Source organism: Actinomyces sp. oral taxon 169 (genome assembly GCF_013394715.1).
Lineage (GTDB): Bacteria > Actinomycetota > Actinomycetes > Actinomycetales > Actinomycetaceae > Actinomyces.
On the sequence record NZ_CP058259.1, the window covers coordinates 1055328 to 1075031 of the forward strand.

Below are 19704 nucleotides of genomic sequence, written 5' to 3' on the forward strand. Positions count from 1 at the left end.
AACTCTTCGGGCGAATTCCTGGTCGGATATGGCCCCTCACCATCTTGAGGTCACTAGGGTGGGGGTGCGTATCCGTCGTACCGATGAGGAGTAAGGAGACGAGTCACGTGGGAGTCGATACCGGACGAGTTCGCCAGATGAGCGAGCAGCTGCGCAGCACCGGGATGCTCGTTATTCCGGAGTCCCCGACGCGTCTCTGGGGAAGCCTTCTGGGCTGCATCGGCTTCACCGCGCTGGGGGTTGGGATCATTCTGATCGCGAATCAGTCGAGCTCCCCGCTCCTCTACATGCTGGCTGGTATCGCCTGTATCGGTTTCTTCGGCATCATCGGTATCCCCGGCATGATGAGGAAGATTATCCTTCGCAGTCGACTGGTGGTGACGCCTGAAGGGCTGCGCCTGGAACGGCGCAACATCGTCAATGAGTCCGCACGTTGGACAGATATCGCTGAGTTCTTCGGGCAGGAAGTCACTCCCGACAGTGGCACACAAGCACAGCTGGTGATCGGCTACATCCTGACGCCGTTGGGACAGCAGATGCGCCGCCAGGACGCGACCACAGCCCAGCTGAGCCAGCAGATCAATGAGGCTGCCGACCGTGGGATGGGCAAGGAGGAGCGCGTCTACCTTCCTAGCACCTTGGAGGGAAGTAAGGAGGACCTGCTGGCCCTGCTTCAACAGACGCACCAGTTCTATCGCGCACCGGGTCGCGTCTAGTTCCCTCGGCTGCTGGGAGACCGCTCCCGTCTTCGTCCACTACGCACTGCGCCTGCGGCCCGGCGGGTGAAGGGCGGCTCAGGGAACCGGGGAGGGGGCCGTGACGAAGACCGACGCCGGCACCCCGCACCGGGAGTAGACGAGCTGGCAGGAGTGGCAGGGGCCGAAGGCCTTGGTCGGGGTCTGGATCTTTACCCGGGTGACGGTCTCGGGCAGGCGCTCGACGCCGAACTCGGTGGCGCTCTGCTCAAGCATCTTGTAGGCGGCATCGACCTGGTAGGACCACCGCCCGAAGGAGCCGCCGCCGCGGATGGCGTGGTCGAGCCAGGCCTCGTACCAGGAGATGAAATTCGGGGCCACGCGGGTGAAGCCGTCGTCGCAGGCCCGTGAGTCCAGCCAGACGCTGCCGTCGTAGGGACTCATGCGCCACTCGGCGCCGCAACCGGCGTCGGCCAGGTGGATGCCTCCGTCATCGGCCGGGTAGACGTCCAGCCCGTAGCCGGGGCCGGCGCCCGAGCCCGCGATGGTGCTGAGGAACCAGCACAGGTCCTCCGGCAGGGAGAGTCCCGCAGGAAGGCTCGGTGGCCCCAGCCTCATGCCGTGGTGGCGGCTGCCGAGCCAGCCGGCTTCGCTGCCGGGATCGTAGGAGGTCGCGGCGATGAGGTTCAGGGTGTGCTGGAGCCCGTCCCTGGTCAGGGGTGGTGCGGGCTCCAAGGGCATGAGTATCGACCACTCCCGGAGCATGCGATGGCCACCGGGCTCGGGCGGGATCGCGTCCAGGACGCTGCGTCCCGCGGGCCAGTCGGCGCCGGCGAGCTTGAGCTCGGTGATCGAGTGGGGGCCAATGCCCGCATAGCAGCCCAGTGCCACCGGCTCATTGGAGCGAGTGGCGGGAATCAAGGGACTGGCGAGTACCCGGTCGGTCAGGGCGCGGGGGCCACCCAGCCGCCGGCGGTAGGCCTCCACCTCCTCGATCGGCATGTTCATGCTGCGGTCGAGATGCCCGGTGGTCACCCGGTAGCGTCTGCCTCCCACCGTAGCTTCGAATAGCTCGACGTCGGGATTGTCAGAATCAATGAGGTCCGGGCGGCCGACTCCGGTCAGCAGGACAGGGCCGAAGGCACAGGCCCAGTTGCAGCCGGCAGTGACCACCGACGCCAGCTGGCTGGAGCCGTAGCCGCTGGCCGTGACCAGGACCGGTCTGCCCCCGAAGGCGCCTCCACTGATCTGAAGGAAGAGGAACGCGCCGTATGGCTCGTGGTCCTGAATCTCGTCAATGAAGCACTCGATGGTGGGCAGGCCCTCGCCCAACCGGACCGTCTGGGCATCGTCGATGGTCTCGGTCGTGGCGCCGCGGAAGTGTCTGGCGATCGTCTGCGCCAGCACGACGTCGAATGCGGGGGTGCCCGAATCGAAGGAGTTCTCTTTCATCGATGCCTCGGAACAAGTCAGTGGAAGCGGCAGGTGTCGGAGCATGCGAAGAAAACGATCCCGCTCGTCAGAGCACGCAGGCTCTGGCGTCCTCGGAATCTGAAATCTGTACACCTGGGCAGCATTAAACCAAAGAGCGGCTGCTTCCGCTCGCCTTCCGCAAGCGTCTCATCGTGGGCGAGGTGGCTCCGGAGTCGAGCACGCCTAGCGTAGCGTCTACTGCGGGGGTGTGCGAGACCTCGACGGCCCGCGGCATTCGAAACGCGGTCTGTCGTCCGACCGGTGCGACGAACAAGCAACAGATTCTCGACCTGGTCTGCGCGGGCCTAACTGTCAGCCAGATCTCTGCGCAGATCGACGTCGTAGCGACCACCGTCCATACTAACTGTGCCGCAGCGACGACAGGTTCGGATGCAGCGGTCGTCTGCTCCAAGCGGCGATACCTCAAGCTACATGGAGGCGGTTTTCAGGGCGTGCCTGATGGCAAGTGATGCTGTTGCAGGCAGAAGGAAAAGTGAGATGTAGCATCATCGGCCTGATGAGGGCTCACATGATCTGCTAATGAGGGTGTGGTCGAATAGATATCGACATTTGTCTATTGTGGTCGGTTTTTGGTGAGAGGCTGGGAATTATCGGTGCATTCCTTGGCGCGTGCATGCCGTCTTGTCAATCGAATAGGTTTATCCTCCATTTCCTCTAGCCTAGATCTCGGGTAGCCGAAATCTATGGTTTATTGTGTCGTCTTACCAAAGTAGTTAAAATGACGTGAAAAACATCTTTGATGTACTGTAGGTTCAATGACATGTTTTGCGGGCATAATCTATGTTGTGGCCCCAATCTTTCGTTTAATTGTGCCCTGAACATTACGTCGTGCTTTAGATAGTATCTTGCTCGCGTCACCACCAAGAATTTCTTCTATCTCCCAGGTTCTAACCGTTGCCTGTCGTGGTAACCAGATGCCGACGCGCTGGGCTTGGTAGTCGTTGTCGAGATCGAGGATGAGGTAGCCCAGGAGCTGCATGAGGACTTTCCGCACCCATGGTGCGCTGATCTTGTCCACGACCTTGAAGTCGAAGAGGGTGTCGTCGATGAACCAGTCGCCGTCGGCGCCGCCGACTAAGAAATCGCCGGAGAAGGATGGGTTCGAGATGAAGAAGGCCCCATGCTTCATGCGCAGGCGCCAGTGCTTGATCTGGCGCTGGTTGACGATGCGCAGACGGGCGATGTCTTCGAGCATGAGTGGTGGGATTGAGTCGTACACCTCGTCAACGTTCCGTGCCGCTGACAGGCGTTCGCCCAGCGAGCTGCGTATCGCCCGCCCGCCGGCGCGGTAGATCGACTCGCACCAGGCAAAGACGATGCTGGCATAGTCCTGGTCAACGTCGTCGCCGTCCCTGGTGAGTCGCTCGGCTTCGAGGAAGGCATCGCCAAGCACGTCCGATATATGCTGGCCGTTCGGCAACAGCGGAGCGAGGAGATGGTTGAACACGTCCATCCCCATCGCCGAGGCGCTCCGGCGTGGTTCGAACTCGCCCAGCATCATCCTGGTGCGGATGTCGAAGGCCATGCCGACAGTTGGTGAGTGCCGCCGTGCGTCAGTCACTCCATCCGGCAGTGGTGCCAGGGAGCGTGCCTTGACGAGATCATAGAAACCAAGCCGTTCAGCGATCCTTTTGCCTTCCGGGGACCTGCCACCCGCTATGGCTAGAGCAGGGGCGCACCCTTCCACCAGCTGCCGAAACGGAGACTGTTTCTTATTCAGTTCGCGCGTCAGGCTCATGGGAGGCTCCACCGCAGGATTGAGAGGGATATACGGCAGTGCAGAGCCGAGCGACGCCGGTGTCGCCACAGGGGACAGGGTGCTAGGAAAACTCCAACAGGGACGGGGCTGCGTTGCCACAATCGATAGTAGATCGCCGCACGACCAGCCTGCAGCGGTCTCCCGCCCCAACGGGGTGTTTTGCGGCCGAATCGTGATCTGATGTGGGTGAGAGCGGGGCAGTTAGCTATGAGGGCCCGCATCCTGCTATCAGGGATGACCAGAGCGTCTTTGTGAATCACCCGCGCCTGTGTCTGAGTGTGGGGGAGGACTCTTCGCGTTGGCGCTCGAGGGCGTCATTTCCGCAGTACGGAAGAGCGGCGGACGCTGGTGAGCAGGCGTCCAACGGAGCGATCGAGGTGCCTGCGCCGGTACGCCTCCTACGACTTGCTCGCGTATCCCGCCGACCAACCTCTCTGCCCGCATGTCCAGCGTGTCGCTAGGGCGATGTGGGCGCACACGATGAGCAGGATAGCGCTGGAGAAGAAGAAGGAACTGGCGATGCCAGTGGGGGAGAAGGTGCCAATGCTGACACGTCAACCCTGACGCCTCACTCCATCCATCTCGCCGATACCGGCTTCGGCACTCGCCTCAGCGCCCTGCTCACCCCTCCCTTCAACCAGCTAACCAGCCCCAGCCTGCACGCCGCCGCCCATGCGCACCACCTGCAGCATGCAGCTCAGCCTGACAAGCCAACCACACCGCCCGCCGCCGACGACACGCCGATGAGCCCCGCAACACGAACAACGCCCACCCTGGTGGGTGAGCGTTGTTCATCATCTGGAACCGCATCCCAGCCTGTTTCGACTGGGGTGGGTTCGGGTAAGAGCTTGTTGGTACGCGAGAAGGGACTCGAACCCTCACGCCCGAAGGCACCAGGACCTAAACCTGGGGCGTCTACCAATTCCGCCACTCGCGCTGTGCGGTGCCCACTCTACCGACCTGAGTCCCGGATAGCAGAATGCGGCGACCGCTGCCGTGCTCGTATCAGTCCACGCCCAGTGCGGCGCGCAGCCGCTTGACGTGACCGGTGGCTCGCACGTTGTACTGGGCCAGCGCCACGGTTCCGTCCGGGGCCACCACCACGGTCGAGCGGATGACGCCGGTATAGACCTTGCCGTAGTTCTTCTTCTCGCCCCACACTCCCCAGGCCTTCATGACGGCGTGGTCGGCGTCCGACAACAGGGGGAAGGGCAGGTCGTGACGGTCGGAGAACTTGGCCTGCGCGCTCTGCGGGTCGGGGGAGATGCCGACGACGGCATAGCCGGCCGCCTCGAGTGCTTCCAAGGAGTCCCTGAAGTCGCACGCCTCCTTGGTGCATCCCGGAGTGCAGGCCTTGGGGTAGAAGTAGACGATGACGCCCTTGTCCGTGCTGGCGCAAAGGTCGCCAAGGGTCACGGTACGGCCATTCTGATCGGGCAGGGCGAACTCCGGGGCTCGGTCACCGGCGGCGAGCTGGGTCATGGGTCCTCCTCGGGCTCCTGGGCGGATGCGTTTATCCTCGCATCGCCTCCGGTGCCTGCGGCAGTGAATTCGAGGACTTACTTTCGTGATCTGGCAGACGTTCAGGACGTCAGCCGCACGGGACCTCTGACCCGGCTCCGTGTGGGACCTTGGAGTCAGGCGGCCTGGGCGAGCACTCGCCGTGAGGCCTGCTGCGCCGCCTCCAGGCGCTCCAGCGCCCGCTCGAGGCGGGAGGGGGAGGCGGTTGCCCCCAGAGAGGCGAGCTCGGCGCGGGCGGCGAAGAGCTCCCTGATGGCGGCCTCGTCGGCCAGAGTGTCGGTGGCTGCCGGCCCGGTGGCCGGAGTCGTCATGGTGGTCATGGTGTGAATGTTGCGTGTCATACGTATCTCCTCATCTTCCTTCAACATCGTCGGTCCGAAAGGGCCTGGGGTAGCAGCGCATGCTGGGGTAGATGCCTACCTGCTAACTGCTAAACCGGCGCGCTTGCGGAGCAAGACTCCTGGCACGGCGGCTGGTTGCGCCGCTGCAGACAGTGGTCACGAGGGCGTGGGAACCGATGAGACGGTGGCGTCCTGAGAGCTTCTCAGTGCGGAGGAGGTTGTCTTCAACCTCCGTGACGCGCCTGCTGATGTGCCTTCGGGATTATCCCGGGCGAAGCGCGTGCCCTTCGTGGTACACCGCCAGGGACTTGAACCCTGAACCCGCTGATTAAGAGTCAGCTGCTCTGCCAATTGAGCTAGCGGTGCTCGGTCAGTTGTGACCGGCTCTTCCGGCCTCGAGGGCTGGAAGATTCGTACACCGCCAGGGACTTGAACCCTGAACCCGCTGATTAAGAGTCAGCTGCTCTGCCAATTGAGCTAGCGGTGCCTTCACCACAGCGATGTCATTTGACGTGCCTCGCTGGGCGACGGAGGAATACTTTACGGATGGAGGAGGGCTTCGTCCAGTCAGGATTCGTGAAACCAGGCGATTGTGCGGCAAGTCTCAAGGGTGCGGTGAGGGTGGGTGGGTAGACGAAGTTGCCACTGCGTGCTGCCCGGTGTCCCCATTCAGTGCGACGAACGGCCCTCGCGGCCTTGCCTGCGACGGCGCACGTCGGCGGCACGGGCGCGGTCACGCTTCGACATCGCTCCGGTCGAGGAGGACCCCCTCGACGGCGCTGCCTTCGACGTGCCAGCGCCGGTCCGCCCGCTGCGGTGATGGCCGCTCCGTCCGGCGGAGGTGTGCTTGGCGTCGTCGTCCTGCTCGATGCGGCCGGTGCGAGACCACTGGTGGTACTGCTTCAGCGTGGCCGCCTGCTCCTCGGTGAGGCGGTGCCACAGGGGAAGGTCGAGCTTCTTGCGGTCGCGCACCCGGGTGCCGAGGGTCCAGCCCGCCAGCATGACCAGCGCGACCACCATGCCGCCCCACATGCTGCTGCGGCCCGCGCGGGCGCCGGTGAGTATCGAGACGGTTCCTCCGAGCAGGCCGGCGGCGAGAATGGTCACGACGACGATGGCGGCCATGGATGCCCAGTAGCTCTGCGCGGCGGTGATGCGCGGCCTGCGGGTTTGAGAAGTCACCTCGGCATTGTGGCACCCTCGCACGCGCGGGCTGGGCAGCGTGTGGGTGTCGAAAGGTTGCGGAACGGAGACCCGCTGGTCGCCCCAACCGGTAGGTAGTCATGTTCGCTGGTGTGGGCGCGGTTCAGCGTCACATGTCGGTGGCTCTCGCCGCGGTGCTGCGCGCGGTAGCGTGGGCCGCATGAGCGACCCGATCGTGACGCTGGCGACCTGCGCCGACTTCCCTGACCTTGATGACGATGACCGTGGCCTGCCCGATGCCCTACGTGCGCGCGGCATTGAGCCGCGGGTTGCCGTATGGGACGACCCCGACGTCGACTGGAGCCAGTCCGGCACGGTCGTGCTGCGCAGCGTGCGCGACTACGCCACCAAGGGCAACTACTCCCGGTTCCTTCAGTGGGCCAGGTCGGTGCCCAGGCTCGCCAACCACCCCGACGTCGTCACCTGGAACTCGGACAAGCACTACCTCACCCGGCTCAGCGAGTGGGGAGTCCCCATGATCCCGACGATGTGGCTGGAGCCCGAGGCCGGATACTCCAAGCACCAGGTTCACACCCGCTTCCCGGCCCATGGCGACTTCGTCGTCAAGCCGGCCGTCTCCTCGGGCGGGCGCGGCACCGGGCGATACACCGCCACCGACGCAGCCTCCCGGTCCGCGGCGATCAATGACGCCATGCACCACCTGCGCCGCGGGCGCACCGTCATGGTCCAGCGCTACCTCGAGGAGGTCGACCGCAAGGGTGAGGTCTCCCTGGTCTACTTCAACGGCGTGCTGTCCCACGCGGTGGAGAAGGCCCCGATGCTCCACCCCTCCTTCAAGTCCACCGACGAGATCCACGAGGAGATCGTCACGGCGCGCGAACCCAGCGAGCAGGAGTGGCTCTGGGGTGAGCGGGTGCGCAAGGCCATCCACACGCTGATTAAGGAGGTCTCCGGCCGGGACATGCAGCTCCTGTTCAACCGTGTCGACGTCGTCGGGGACGGTCAGGGAGGTTTCTACCTCATGGAGGTCTCGCTGATCGATGCGGGCCTCTACCTCGGGGCGGCACCGGAGGCGCTGGACAACTTCGCCGACGCCATCGCTCAGCGCATCTTCTGGTGACCGTGCGGGAACGGGGCTCTCGAGGTGCCCGGGTGTGGTAGATAGGTGCCATGCGCACGCTGCTCAACATCATCTGGGTCGTCTTCGGCGGGTTCTGGCTCTTTCTCAGCTACCTCTTCTTCGGACTGATCGCCTGCCTGCTCATCGTCACGATTCCCGCGGGCGTTGCCTCCTTCCGTATCGCCGCCTACGTCCTGTGGCCCTTCGGACGTGAGGTGGTTCCGGCCCCCGGGGCCGGTGCCATGAGCGGGATCAGCAACATCATCTGGTTCCTCGTCGCCGGGCTCTGGCTGGCCATCGGCCACCTCACCACCGCCGTAGCGCAGGCCATCACCATCATCGGGATCCCGCTGGCCGTGGCCAACATCAAGCTCATCCCCGTCACCTGCTTCCCCTTCGGCAAGCAGATCATCGAGACCCGCTAAGGCCCCTCGGGCGCCGGACCGCCAGCGGGACTCACAGGCTGACGCGGCGGTTGACTCCCCAGTAGCCCACGTAGCAGACCACGAGGAAGACGGCGGTGATCGCCAGGCCGGCGCGCTGCTCGGGATCGAAGACGATGAGCAGGCACGAGGCCATAGACAGCCCCAGCGCCGCGATCGAGACCCACGGATACCCGGGAGCCCGGTAGGCCAGGTCCCCAAGGCTGCGGCCCTCAGCGAGCCAGCGCCGTCGGAAGGACAGGTGGCACGCGGCGATCACCACCCACACCAGGACGACGGCGAGACCGGAGACTGACACAAGGACCAGGTAGACCGTGGAGGCCGCATAGGTCGAGGTCAGCAGCGAGGCCAGCCCGCCGACCATGGACAGGCCCATCGCCAGGGCAGGCACCCCGAAGCGATTAGTGCGCGCCAGGACCTTGGGCAGCGTGCCCTCGTTGGCCAGCGACCACAGCATGCGGGTCGAGGCGTAGAGCCCCGAGTTCGCCGCCGACAGGATCGCGGCCAGAATGACGATGTTCATGAGGGTCCCGGCGTAGGGCACACCGATTCTGGACAGGACCGTCACGAAGGGGCTCTCCTCGACTCCGGCCTTCTCCCACGGGATCAGCGCTGCGATGACGACGATCGAGCCGATGAAGAAGATGACCAGGCGGGCCAGGGTCGCCCGGATCGCGCGCGGAACAGTGGTGCCCGGGTCCTCGACCTCCCCAGCGGTGATGCCGATGAGCTCAGTGCCGGAGAAAGCGAAGTTGACGGCCAGGATCGTGGTGAACACTGCGCCGAAGCCGTTGGGGAAGAGGCCGTCCCGGTACAGGTTCGTCAGCCCCAGGAACGAGCGGTGCCCCTCGTAGGGCAACAGCCCGACGATTGCGGCCGTGCCCAGAGCGATGAACACGATGATGGCCACCACCTTGATCCCTGACAGCACGGTCTCCGCCTCGGCGAAGACCCGGACCGAAACCATGTTGAGCACGAGAACCAGGATGATGAAGGCGGCCGCCCACACCCATACCGGAACGCCCGGGAACCACCCGTACATGATGATCGCCGCGCCGGTGAACTCACTTCCCAGAGCGACCGTCCACGTGAGCCAGTACAGGATGGCAGTAACGAAACCCGTGGCGGGCCCCAGGTACTGGCGGGCGTAGACATGGAAGGCGCCGGTGAAGGGCATCGCAACGCTCAGCTCTCCCAGGCACAGCATGACCAGGTAGACGATGACTGCGCCGATGGAGTAGGCCAGCACGGTTCCCAAGGGGCCGGCCTGGTGGATCGTGTTGCCGGTCGAGAGGAACAGCCCCGTGCCGATGACCCCGCCGAAGCTAATCATCATGAGGTGACGTCGGTTCATGCGGCGTTCCAGCGCGGTGACACGCCCCTGGTTGTCGGGGCGTCCCGGATCCTCGGGACCATCGTTCCGGGGCTGAGGGGGAGCGGTGGGTGAGGTATCCGATGCGGCGGCGGGCTCGCGGTGATGTGCAACCGGGTCCATGCCTGAGACGCTACCGGTGCCGTCTCGAGCCATTCGATACCGTGTTGCAATGCGAACGCTCTCGGTATCCGCCACGTTCTTCGGGCGAGAGTCGGTCCGGTTGTCTGATCTACTGGCCCGAGGTCCGGTCGTCCTCGACGGGGCGATGGGGACCGAGCTTGACGCCCGCGGGGTCGACACCCGCAACGCGCTGTGGTCGGCGCGTGCGCTCGCCATGGCGCCTGACGTCGTGCGCGAGGTGCACTCCGACTACCTGGATGCGGGGGCTCGTGTCATCACCACCAACACCTACCAGGCCACGCTCCCGGCGCTGATCCGCTCCGGGGAGGATGCTGTCGGCGCGAGGCGGGTCATCGCAGCCGGTGCCCGCCTGGCCAAGGAGGCGGCCCAACAGTTCGGCAAGGAGCACCCCGAGGAGCCGGTGCTCGTCGCCGGAGGGCTCGGACCTTATGGAGCCTATCTGGCTGATGGCAGCGAGTACACCGGCGCCTACGGCATCGACATCTCCGAGGCCCCCGGTTTCCAGGAGGTTCACCTGCCTCGCATCGAGGTGCTGGTGGGGGAAGGGATCGACCTGTTCGCCCTGGAGACGCTTCCGCGACTGGATGAGGCGCAGGTGCTCGCCTCCATGGTCAAGGACCTCGCCCCTCAGGCCCAGTGCTGGGCCTCCTTCCAGGTGCGCCCCGACGGAGTCACTCTTGCTGACGGCACGCCCCTGGCTGAGGCGGCAGCCTGGGTAGCGCAGGAGGAGACGGTCGTCGCGGTCGGCGTCAACTGTGTGGCCCCGGGCGTCGTTGCCCGCGCGCTCCCGGTACTGCGTGCGGCGACCAACAAGCCGCTGGTGGCCTACCCCAATGCGGGCGATCTCTACGACCCGGCGACCAAGACCTGGCAGTCCACAGGTGATGGGGCTGGAATCCCGGAGCTGGCGCCGTCGTGGATCGACGCCGGGGTCCGGCTCGTCGGCGGCTGCTGCCGTACCCGGCCGGCCCAGATCCGCCAGCTCGCTTGCGCGGTCTGCCTGTAGCCACGCAGCCTCCGACGTCGCAGGCCCGGTGAAGCAGCTCATGGCTGCTTTGCCCATCATTACTCTAGTGCTAGAGTAATGGTATGTCCTCCGACGCCGACATCGTTGTCCTCTCACTCCTTGCCGAACAGCCGCGCCATGGTTACGACCTTGATCGGGTCATCGAGCAGCGTGGCTACCGCCAGTGGACCTCCTTGGCCTTCTCCTCCGTCTACTACCTCCTCAAGCGCCTGTGGGAGCGAGGGCTCCTCGAGCCCGACGAGGGATCTCAGGGACGGCGCACCGTCTTTCGCGTCACCGAGGCTGGGCGCCGTGAGCTGAGACAGGCCGCCGGTGAACGTGTCCTCGCCCCGGCTCCGCCTTCCGCCGGAGTGCTTCCGGCGCTCAACGCCTATAGCCGGCTCGATGATCCTGAGCTCGTGACCCTCCTCGTGCGTCGTGCCGAGGCCCTCCTCGGCAGGCTCGATGAGCTGCGCGCCCTGCGTGCCCAGGTCGATGAGGAGCACGCCCTGGCCATCTTCGACTACGAGATCCTGCGCCAGGAAGCGGATCTCGCCTGGACCCGATCCCTTCTGAAGAAAGCAGGCAGTGATGAGGACTGACATCAAGAAGGACCGCAAGGACCTGTACCTGCCGGGGCGAGCCGACTTCACCGAGGTGGACGTACCGGCCATGACCTACCTGGCCATTGACGGCCACGGCGACCCCAACACCTCACCGGCCTACGCCACCGCGATCCATGCGCTCTACGCGGGCGCGTACGCGATCCGCGCCGTGCTAAAGAAACGAACCGGCGACGACTTCGTCGTCGGCCCCCTGGAGGGTCTGTGGACGAGCGCCGACAACGCGGCCTTCGTCGCCGGTGACAAGGGGGAGTGGGACTGGACCATGATGATCCCCCTGCCCGAGGCGGTCTCCTCGCAGGACATCGCCGAGGGGCTGGCGCAGGCGGCGCGTAAGAAGCCGGAGCTGCCCGTCTCCGCTCTCAAGGAGCTCTCCCTGAGCGAGGGCAGGTCGCTGCAGATCCTCCACGTGGGTACCTACGACGACGAGGCCCCCACCCTGGCGCGCCTGCACGACGAGATCATGCCGGGCCTCGGCCTCACCTGGAACGGACCCCACCACGAGATCTACCTCAGCGACCCCAGGAGCGTGGCACCCGAGAGGATGAAAACCGTCCTGCGCCAGCCGGTCAGACCCGTCGCGGACGCCAGCGAAGCGGGCTAACCCTGCTGCGGGCCCACGGACAGCAGGTGGACGACAGCGCGTCCCTCCCGGTCGCACTCAGCCAGATCCACCAGGGCCGTCAGCCGCCAGTCGTGATCGCCGTCGGGGTCCTCCAGGACCTGCGTGGCCAGCCACACCTGCCTGCCAGACGCCTCCAGGGCCTCGCGCAGGCGCTCACTGACCCCGGCGGCCGCCAGGGCCGTCTCATCGGGGGCCTCGTCGAGCGGCGCCAGCGAGATCGCCCGAGCCGAGGTGTCGGTGCCGATCCAGTCGTACTCGTCCCAGTAGCGGCCCAGCACCTCATCCCAGCGGTCCTCACCCCAGCCGGAGGAGGCGTCCAGGCGCCCCAGGGCCTCGACGTCGTCGCGTGCCATGAGCTCCACGCGCCGGAACATCTCCCGGCGCACCGCCACCCGGAAGGCGTGACGGTTGCGAGTGAAGGCCACCGTCCCATCCTCGTCCGCGCCGAAGGCCCGCTCCACCCCGGATGAGTCGTCCGCGCCGGGACGGTCGCCCTCCAGCAGGCCGGCGGCCTCGCCGGCCTTGCCCGCCTGCGCCTGACCGAGCGCCTCCCACTCATCGAGCAGGGAGGAGTCGACGGCGCGCACGAGCGCCCCCAGCCAGTCGATGAGCTCGACCACCTCAGGAGTGCGGTGCTCCTCGGGCACGACCTGGCGCAGCGCCCGGTAGGCGTCGGTCAGGTAGCGCAGCACCACGCCCTCGCTGCGGCCCAGCTCGTAGCGGGAGATGAGGTCGGAGAAGGTCATCGCGTTCTCCACCATCTCGCGCACCACCGACTTGGGCGCCAGCTCGTGCTCGGCGATCCACGGGTTGGCCTGCTTGTACATCTCCAGGGCGGGGGAGAGCATTTCGGCCTGCGGCTGGGGCCAGGTGACCTCCTCTAGGGCGGCCATGCGCTCCTCGTAGTCCATGCCCTCGGCCTTCATCGCGGCGATCGCCTCACCGCGGGCGGCGCGCTGCTGGGCATAGAGCAGCGGACGCGGATCGTCCAGGGTGGCCTCGACGACGCTGACGACATCGACCGTGTGCTCCGGGGCCTCCACGTTGAGCAGGTCCATGGCCGCCAGGGCGAAGGGCGCCAGGGGCTGGTTGAGGGCGAAATCGGCAGGCAGGTCCACCGCCAGGCGGAGCCGTGGGCGCCCATCGGCGGCTGCCTGGGCGCTGGAGACATGCGTGAGGACCCCCGCCGTGCGCAGGGACAGGTAGATCTCCAGGGCGCGGCGAACGTGCCGGCGCCGCTGGGCCTCGGGCTCGTGGGCGCGCTCCAGCAGTTCCGCCATCGCCGCCACCGGGTCGCCGGCACGCTCCATGAGGTTGAGCACCATGGTGGTGGTGACCTGGAACTGGCTGGTCAGTGTCTCCGGGGCCGCGTCGCGCAGCCGCTCGAAGGTCTTGTCCGTCCAGTTGACGCGCCCCTCAGGGGCCTTCTTGCGCACGATCTTGCGGCGCTTGCGCTCGTCGTCGCCGGCCTTGGCCAGCGCCTTGGCATTCTCGATGACGTGCTCGGGGGCCTGGACGGAGACGTAGCCGCGGGTATCGAAGCCTGCGCGCCCCGCCCGTCCGGCGATCTGGTGGAACTCGCGAGCGGTGAGGTGACGCTCCTTGGAGCCGTCGAACTTCACCAGGGAGGTCATGACCACCGAGCGGATCGGCACGTTGATCCCCACCCCGAGCGTGTCCGTTCCGCAGATGACGGACAGCAGGCCCTCGCGGGCCAGGCGCTCCACCAGCCGCCGGTAGCGCGGCAGCATGCCCGCATGGTGCACGCCGATCCCGGCGCGCAGCAGCCGCGAGAGCGTCGCCCCGAAACCGCCCCCGAAGCGGAAATCGCCGAGCGCCTTCACGATCTCGGCCTTACGCGACTTGGACGCCAGATCCACGCTCAGCAGGGAGGTCGCCCGCTCCACCGCCTCCTTCTGGGAGAAGTGGACGACATAGACCGGCGCCTTGTCCTGCCCCACGAGGCGCTGAAGCAGCTCACCGATCGGCTCGACGACGTACTCCATCTCCAACGGAACCGGCCGCACGGCGTCGTCGACGACGGCGACCTCGCGGCCCGTGCGCTCGCGCAGGTCCCGCACGAAGAAGGAGACGTCGCCCAGCGTGGCCGACAGCAGCACCATCTGCGCCTGGGGCAGCTCCAGGAGGGGCACCTGCCAGGCCCAGCCGCGCTGCGGGTCGGCGTAGTAGTGGAACTCGTCCATGATGACGCAGTCCACGTCCATGTCCTCGCCCTCGCGCAGGGACTGGTTGGCCAGGATCTCCGCGGTGCAGCAGATGATCGGGGCGGCGGCGTTGATGGAGGTGTCCCCGGTGACCATGCCGACGTTGTCCGCCCCGAACAGGCGCACCAGCTCGAAGAACTTCTCACTGACCAGGGCCTTGAGGGGGGCCGTGTAGTAGGAGCGGCCCCCGCGGGCCAGGGAGGCGGTGTGGGCTGCCAGCGCGATCATCGACTTGCCCGAACCCGTCGGGGTGGCGGCGATGACGTGGCGGCCCTCAAGGATCTCCGACAGCGCCTCATCCTGGTGCGGGTAGAGAGGCCGGCCGGTCGTCTCCGCCCAGCTCGAGAAGGCCAGGTAGATCTCCTCAGGCTCGGGGACGCGCTCGGGATCGTCAGCCGGAATGAGGGCGTCGAGCATCGCGTTGAGGGCCGGAGCAGTCTGGGAGGTCACGGCGTTATCGTCTCATGGGGCTGGATTACGAACGATCCGGGGAGGAGGGCGGGAATCCGATGCTGGGGAGCCGCGCCCGCATCCTGAGGAACGACCGCACTATGTTCCGGGCGGCGATTCATGAGAGCATGCGGGCCGTCCCCACCTGTCGCGACACCGTGAAAGGCTGAATCTCCCATGGATGCCCTCGCCGCTCAGCTCGAGGCCGTCTCGGACTGGATCACGCTCCACATCACCATGTGGGTGCTCGTCGGTACCGGGATCCTGCTGACCGTCCGCACCGGCTTCGTGCAGCTCCGCCGCCTGCCGGACATGTTCCGCCAGGTGGCCGGGTCGCGTTCCGGGGCTCAAGGAGGCATCTCCTCCTTCCAGGCCTTCACGATCTCCCTGGCCGCCCGCGTGGGCATCGGCAATGTCTTCGGCGTGGCCGCCGCCCTCATTCTGGGCGGCCCCGGTGCGATCTTCTGGATGTGGGTGGTCGCCCTGGTCGGGATGGCCACCGCCTTCTTCGAGGCGACCCTGGCCCAGATGTTCAAGGTCCGCCACACCGACGGCTCCTTCCGCGGCGGGCCCGCCTACTACATGGCGCGCGGGATGCGCAGCCGCCCCCTGGGTGTCGCCTTCGCGGGACTGACGATCTTCACCTGCGGCTTCTCCATCATCATGGTCCAGTCCAACGCCGTCGCCGGGGTCATCGGCCCTGACTCCCCGCTGCACCTGCCCCCGAGCGCCGCCGCCGCGGTGCTGGTGGGACTCTCCGCCCTGGTCATCCTGGGCGGAGTGCGCCGGGTCGCCCGCGTCACCGAGTGGATGGCGCCCATCATGGCCCTGGTCTACGTCGTCATGGCCGTTGTCATCGTCGCCCTCCACATCACCCAGCTCCCGGGACTTGTGGTCACGATCATCTCCTCGGCCTTCGGTCCGGTGCCCTTCGCCGGAGGGGTGACCGGCGGCATCATCGCCGCCCTGACCAACGGGACCCGCCGCGGCCTGTTCTCCAATGAGGCCGGACAGGGCACCGCCCCCTTCGCCGCCGCTACCGCCACCGTGGCCCACCCCGTCCAGCAGGGGCTCATTCAGTCCCTCGGCGTGTTCGTCGACACCATCATCGTGTGCACCGCGACCGCGTTCATCATCCTGGTCTCCGGCGTCTACAGCCCCGCCCTCGTCCAGAACGGCACGCTGACCCCCAAGGCCGCGGGCACTTTGACCTCCGACGCCGTCGCCGCCGCCCTCGGCAGCTGGACGGCCGTCCCCATGGCCATCGTCATCTTCGTCCTGGCCTTCTCCTCCATCATCGCCGCGGCCACCTACTCCGAGGTCTCCATGACCTTCATCTCCGAGCGGCCCGAGTGGCGCTGGCTGCCCCGGCTCGTCTCGGTGGTCTCCACCGGGCTGGGGGCGCTCGCCTCTCTGACCGTCGTGTGGAACACCGTCGACATCACCATGGCCATCATGACCCTGACCAACCTGGTCGCCCTCATCTGGCTCGCCCGCTGGGGAGTGGGGGCACTCAGGGACTGGGACGCCCAGCGCTCGGCGGGACGAGTCACGCCCCTGTTCAGCGGTGTGGGTAACCCTTACCTGCCCGGCGACCTCCCCGGTGACGTCTGGACCGGCGAGAGGACCCACCTGGACGAGGCGGGCGGCACCGCCGACGACGGCGTTCCCGCAGCCACCCCGGCCAGCAGCCAGCCCGCCGCCTCGACAGGAGCCGACGCATGAACCTCACCAGTATCGAGAACCTGCTCAACTCCGTCGACGACTTCTTCTACACCTATCTTCTTACCGCCCTGCTCATCCTGGCCGGCATCTACCTGACAGCACGTAGCCGTCTGGTCCAGCTGCGCCACTTCGGCACCATGGTCAACTCGCTGTCCGGGTCCCGATCCGGTGCGCAGGGCGGCATCTCCTCCTTCCAGGCCTTCGCCGTGGGGCTGGCCGCGCGCGTCGGCATCGGCAACATCGCCGGAGTCGCTCTGGCCATCGTGGCAGGCGGCCCCGGTGCCTTGCTCTGGATGTGGGTCGTCGCCCTCATCGGCATGGCCACCAGCTTCGTGGAGTCCACGCTCGCCCAGATCTTCAAGGAGCGCGGCCGGGACTTCACCTTCCGCGGGGGCCCGGCCTACTACATCAAGAACGGGCTGGGATCGGCCCTGTGGGGCAAGATCTTCGCCGCCATCTGCATCGTCTCAGTCGGCGTGACGGTGGTCATGGTGCAGACGAACTCACTGGCCCAGGTCATTACCGCCACCGTCCCCAGCGTCTCGGCCTGGATGGTGGGGGTCTTTCTCGTCCTGCTCACCGCTCCCGTGGTCCTGGGAGGGGTCCGGCTCGTGGCCCGAGTCGCGGAGTGGCTGGCCCCCATCATGGCGCTCGCCTACGTGCTCATGGCCGTGGTGGTCATCATCCTCAATATCGGCAGGCTCCCGGAGGTCCTGGGGAGTGTCCTCGAAGGGGCATTCGGTCTCAACCAGGCCCTGTTCGGCACCGCCGGAGGCATCCTCGCGGCGCTGCTCAACGGCGTGCGCCGCGGGCTGTTCTCCAACGAGGCCGGTCTCGGAACCGTCCCCAATGCCGCCGGCACCGCGACCGTCGCCCACCCCGTGCGCCAGGGCCTCATCCAGTCCTTCGGCGTCTTCGTCGACACCATCCTCGTGTGCACGGCCACCGGCCTGCTCATCCTGCTGACCACCAAGACCTACCACCCCGGCGACGACTCCCTGGTCGGAGCGATCCTCACCCAGCAGGCCGTTGCCGAGCACCTGGGTGCCTGGACCACCTGGCCCATGGTGGTGCTCATCTTCGTCCTGGTCTTCTCCACGGTGCTGGGCTGCTACTCCTACGCGCAGGTCAACGTCAACTTCCTGGGCGGAGAGCGCCGGTCCGAGCAGATCTTCGGGATCGTCCTGACCGCTGCGGCCTTCGGCGGCACCGTCCTGACCCTGCCCGTCGTCTGGGCCCTGTCCGACATCGCCCTGGGGCTCCTGGGCGTGCTCAACCTCGTCGTCATCATCCGGCTGGCCCCCTGGGTCATCGGAGCCCTGCGGGACTTCGAGTCCCAGCGCGCCCGGGGCATCACCGAGCCCGCTTTCGTGGGCCACGGCAACTCCCTCCTGCCCGGTGATGTGGTCCCCGGCATCTGGGAGCCCGACGACGTGGCGAAGCGGGGCTGATTCTCATGGCACCTCTGGGGCGCATCTCATGGATGGGCCAGGTCGACGCCGTCCTGGCCTCCGTCTCCGACATGCTCTACTCCTGGGGCCTCATGTGGCTCCTCATCGGGGCGGGCATCTTCTTCACCGTCAGGACCCGGGGCGTCCAGGTGCGGCACACCGACGCGATCGCCGCCTCAGTGATCGGCTCCCGCGACGGCAGCCACGGCGGCATCACCTCCTTCCAGGCCTTCGCCGTCGGACTGGCCTGCCGGGTGGGGACCGGCAATATCGTCGGGGTCGCACTGGCACTCATCCTGGGCGGGCCCGGAGCCGTGCTGTGGATGTGGCTCGTGGCGATCCTGGGTACCGCCACCGCATTCAGCGAGGCCACGCTCGCCCAGTTGTTCAAGGTGCGTCGCCCCGACGGCACCTTCCGCGGCGGTCCTGCCTACTACATCTCGCGAGGACTGGGGCTGCCGATCCTGGGCGGGGTGTTCGCCGTCGTCTTCCTCATCGCCAACGGCCTGGTCATGCCCATGGTGCAGGCCAACGCCATCACCGCCTCCCTGCAGGGGGCCGGAGGGCTCTCACCGAGCCTGGGAGCCGTCCTCGTCGTGGCCCTGACCGCGCCGGTCCTCCTGGGGGGCCTGCGCGCCATGGCCCGCGTGGCGGAGTACCTGGCCCCGCTCATGGCGCTGGCCTACCTGGTGCTGGTTCTCGCCATCCTCCTGACCCACCCCGTCCAGGCCTTCGAGGCGGTGCGCTCCATCATCGAGGGCGCCTTCGGCCTGCGCCAGGGGCTGGGCGGCCTGGCCGGCGGAGTGACCGCCGCGCTGCTCAACGGTGTGCGCCGCGGCCTGTTCTCCAATGAGGCGGGACTCGGAGGGGCAGCCTGCGCCGCGGGCTCGGCCACCGTGAGCCACCCCGTCCAGCAGGGATTCATCCAGGCCTTCGGGGTCGTGGTGGACACCCTGTTCGTCTGCACGGCGACGGCGCTGGCGATCCTGGTCGCCGGTGCGGACGTCCTCCAGCCCGGGGCGAGCGCCAAGGAGAGTGCGGGAACCCTGACCCAGGACGCCATCGCCCACCTCGTGGGGGAGTGGAGCCGCTGGCCCATGGCGCTGCTCGTCGTCGTCCTGGCCTACACCACCATCATCGGGGCCTTCTCCTACGCCCAGGTCTGCCTCGACTACCTCACCGACCGTCCCTGGGTCGCGCGTGCGCTGCAGATCGGCGCCGTCATCTGCACCGGCATCGGCAGCGTGCAGCAGCTGACCACCGTGTGGACCCTGGCGGACGTGCTCCTGGGGCTGGGCGCCATCATCAACCTTGTGGCGCTGGTGCTCCTGAGCCGATGGGTCGTCGGCGCACTCAGGGACTGGGAGGCCAGGCGGGGCAGGTCGACGGCGGAGGGCGACCAGTCGGTCTTCCGCAGGGACTCCGAGTACCTTCCGGCGCCTCTGCCGGAAGGCGCCTGGGAAGGGGCAGGCGACCGGTAGATGGGCGGTGTCGCGCACAACGCACCACGTCGCCTCGCACACGTGCGGCAGCGACGCCGCAGGGC

The 19704-nt window shown here is 66.9% G+C and carries 16 protein-coding genes and 3 tRNA genes; 9 read left to right on the forward strand and 10 right to left on the reverse strand.

What is annotated here, in order from left to right; all coding sequences use genetic code 11:
- The first annotated feature begins 137 nt into the window (after positions 1-137).
- Entirely contained in the window at positions 138-716 is a 579-nt protein-coding gene (locus HW274_RS04535; protein ID WP_256692505.1) for an STM3941 family protein, read from the forward strand.
- A gap of 78 nt (positions 717-794) precedes the next feature.
- Here the strand turns inward: HW274_RS04535 and HW274_RS04540 are convergent, their stop codons facing one another.
- The 8 genes from HW274_RS04540 to HW274_RS04575 form a co-directional block, all read right to left on the reverse strand.
- Positions 795-2147 carry an SMI1/KNR4 family protein gene (locus tag HW274_RS04540; protein ID WP_185989309.1) on the reverse strand — a complete coding sequence of 451 codons (1353 nt, stop codon included), beginning with the start codon at positions 2145-2147 and terminating at the stop codon, positions 795-797.
- Positions 2148-2967: 820 nt separating this feature from the next.
- Complete coding sequence (locus tag HW274_RS04545) at positions 2968-3927, reverse strand: hypothetical protein (RefSeq protein ID WP_185989310.1); 960 nt, start codon at positions 3925-3927, stop codon at positions 2968-2970.
- An 873-nt stretch (positions 3928-4800) separates the two neighbouring features.
- Positions 4801-4885, reverse strand: a tRNA-Leu gene (locus tag HW274_RS04550).
- Between the two features lie 68 nt (positions 4886-4953).
- A complete protein-coding gene (bcp, locus tag HW274_RS04555) occupies positions 4954-5430 on the reverse strand; it encodes a thioredoxin-dependent thiol peroxidase (RefSeq protein WP_185989311.1) in 477 nt (158 codons plus the stop codon).
- 155 nt (positions 5431-5585) lie between these two features.
- Positions 5586-5810 (reverse strand): hypothetical protein, encoded by a 225-nt coding sequence (locus HW274_RS04560; protein WP_185989312.1) that lies wholly within the window; start codon positions 5808-5810, stop codon positions 5586-5588.
- A 290-nt stretch (positions 5811-6100) separates the two neighbouring features.
- Positions 6101-6176, reverse strand: a tRNA-Lys gene (locus HW274_RS04565).
- Between the two features lie 48 nt (positions 6177-6224).
- Positions 6225-6297: transfer RNA gene (locus tag HW274_RS04570), tRNA-Lys, on the reverse strand.
- Positions 6298-6479: 182 nt separating this feature from the next.
- A complete protein-coding gene (locus HW274_RS04575; protein WP_185989313.1) occupies positions 6480-6992 on the reverse strand; it encodes a hypothetical protein in 513 nt (170 codons plus the stop codon).
- Between the two features lie 181 nt (positions 6993-7173).
- On the opposite strand from HW274_RS04575, the gene HW274_RS04580 reads away from it, so the two are divergent.
- Both HW274_RS04580 and HW274_RS04585 read left to right on the forward strand, forming a co-directional pair.
- On the forward strand, positions 7174-8094 hold the full coding sequence (locus HW274_RS04580; protein ID WP_075405550.1) for a RimK family alpha-L-glutamate ligase: 921 nt from the start codon (positions 7174-7176) through the stop codon (positions 8092-8094).
- Between the two features lie 50 nt (positions 8095-8144).
- Entirely contained in the window at positions 8145-8519 is a 375-nt protein-coding gene (locus HW274_RS04585) for a YccF domain-containing protein (RefSeq protein ID WP_004565258.1), read from the forward strand.
- Positions 8520-8550: 31 nt separating this feature from the next.
- Here HW274_RS04585 and HW274_RS04590 read toward each other — a convergent pair whose 3' ends face one another.
- Positions 8551-9891 carry an amino acid permease gene (locus HW274_RS04590; protein ID WP_185989563.1) on the reverse strand — a complete coding sequence of 447 codons (1341 nt, stop codon included), beginning with the start codon at positions 9889-9891 and terminating at the stop codon, positions 8551-8553.
- 190 nt (positions 9892-10081) lie between these two features.
- Here HW274_RS04590 and mmuM point away from each other — a divergent pair, with 190 nt between their 5' ends.
- The 3 genes from mmuM to HW274_RS04605 all read left to right on the forward strand — a co-directional run bounded on the left by mmuM (position 10082) and on the right by HW274_RS04605 (position 12286).
- Positions 10082-11059, forward strand: coding sequence for a homocysteine S-methyltransferase (gene mmuM, locus HW274_RS04595; protein WP_185989314.1), 978 nt, complete (start codon positions 10082-10084; stop codon positions 11057-11059).
- A gap of 83 nt (positions 11060-11142) precedes the next feature.
- Positions 11143-11661 carry a PadR family transcriptional regulator gene (locus HW274_RS04600; protein WP_185989315.1) on the forward strand — a complete coding sequence of 173 codons (519 nt, stop codon included), beginning with the start codon at positions 11143-11145 and terminating at the stop codon, positions 11659-11661.
- Entirely contained in the window at positions 11651-12286 is a 636-nt protein-coding gene (locus HW274_RS04605) for a GyrI-like domain-containing protein (RefSeq protein ID WP_185989316.1), read from the forward strand. Before HW274_RS04600 ends, HW274_RS04605 begins: the two co-directional genes overlap by 11 nt.
- Here the strand turns inward: HW274_RS04605 and HW274_RS04610 are convergent.
- Positions 12283-14949, reverse strand: coding sequence for an RNA helicase (locus tag HW274_RS04610; RefSeq protein WP_185989564.1), 2667 nt, complete (start codon positions 14947-14949; stop codon positions 12283-12285). The genes HW274_RS04605 and HW274_RS04610 overlap by 4 nt on opposite strands.
- Positions 14950-15159: 210 nt before the next feature.
- On the opposite strand from HW274_RS04610, the gene HW274_RS04615 reads away from it, so the two are divergent.
- The 3 genes from HW274_RS04615 to HW274_RS04625 are packed head-to-tail and all read left to right on the forward strand — an operon-like array spanning position 15160 to position 19639.
- Positions 15160-16707 (forward strand): sodium:alanine symporter family protein, encoded by a 1548-nt coding sequence (locus HW274_RS04615; protein ID WP_075255258.1) that lies wholly within the window; start codon positions 15160-15162, stop codon positions 16705-16707.
- The gene (locus HW274_RS04620) at positions 16704-18158 is read left to right on the forward strand and encodes a sodium:alanine symporter family protein (RefSeq protein WP_185989317.1); all 1455 of its coding nucleotides are present in this window, start codon (positions 16704-16706) and stop codon (positions 18156-18158) included. Before HW274_RS04615 ends, HW274_RS04620 begins: the two co-directional genes overlap by 4 nt.
- 5 nt (positions 18159-18163) lie before the next feature.
- Positions 18164-19639, forward strand: a complete 1476-nt coding sequence (locus tag HW274_RS04625; RefSeq protein ID WP_185989318.1) for a sodium:alanine symporter family protein — start codon at positions 18164-18166, stop codon at positions 19637-19639.
- Positions 19640-19704 lie beyond the last annotated feature (65 nt).

Coding starts and splice junctions, on each gene's coding strand:
- HW274_RS04600 (WP_185989315.1), top strand. CDS start 11,143: ATGTCCTCCGACGCCGACATCGTTGTCCTCTCACTCCTTGCCGAACAG.
- HW274_RS04540 (WP_185989309.1), bottom strand. CDS start 2,147: ATGAAAGAGAACTCCTTCGATTCGGGCACCCCCGCATTCGACGTCGTG.
- bcp (WP_185989311.1), bottom strand. CDS start 5,430: ATGACCCAGCTCGCCGCCGGTGACCGAGCCCCGGAGTTCGCCCTGCCC.
- HW274_RS04580 (WP_075405550.1), top strand. CDS start 7,174: ATGAGCGACCCGATCGTGACGCTGGCGACCTGCGCCGACTTCCCTGAC.
- HW274_RS04615 (WP_075255258.1), top strand. CDS start 15,160: ATGGATGCCCTCGCCGCTCAGCTCGAGGCCGTCTCGGACTGGATCACG.
- HW274_RS04585 (WP_004565258.1), top strand. CDS start 8,145: ATGCGCACGCTGCTCAACATCATCTGGGTCGTCTTCGGCGGGTTCTGG.
- HW274_RS04590 (WP_185989563.1), bottom strand. CDS start 9,891: ATGAACCGACGTCACCTCATGATGATTAGCTTCGGCGGGGTCATCGGC.
- mmuM (WP_185989314.1), top strand. CDS start 10,082: ATGCGAACGCTCTCGGTATCCGCCACGTTCTTCGGGCGAGAGTCGGTC.
- HW274_RS04560 (WP_185989312.1), bottom strand. CDS start 5,810: ATGACACGCAACATTCACACCATGACCACCATGACGACTCCGGCCACC.
- HW274_RS04545 (WP_185989310.1), bottom strand. CDS start 3,927: ATGAGCCTGACGCGCGAACTGAATAAGAAACAGTCTCCGTTTCGGCAG.
- HW274_RS04620 (WP_185989317.1), top strand. CDS start 16,704: ATGAACCTCACCAGTATCGAGAACCTGCTCAACTCCGTCGACGACTTC.
- HW274_RS04610 (WP_185989564.1), bottom strand. CDS start 14,949: ATGCTCGACGCCCTCATTCCGGCTGACGATCCCGAGCGCGTCCCCGAG.
- HW274_RS04625 (WP_185989318.1), top strand. CDS start 18,164: ATGGCACCTCTGGGGCGCATCTCATGGATGGGCCAGGTCGACGCCGTC.
- HW274_RS04535 (WP_256692505.1), top strand. CDS start 138: ATGAGCGAGCAGCTGCGCAGCACCGGGATGCTCGTTATTCCGGAGTCC.
- HW274_RS04605 (WP_185989316.1), top strand. CDS start 11,651: ATGAGGACTGACATCAAGAAGGACCGCAAGGACCTGTACCTGCCGGGG.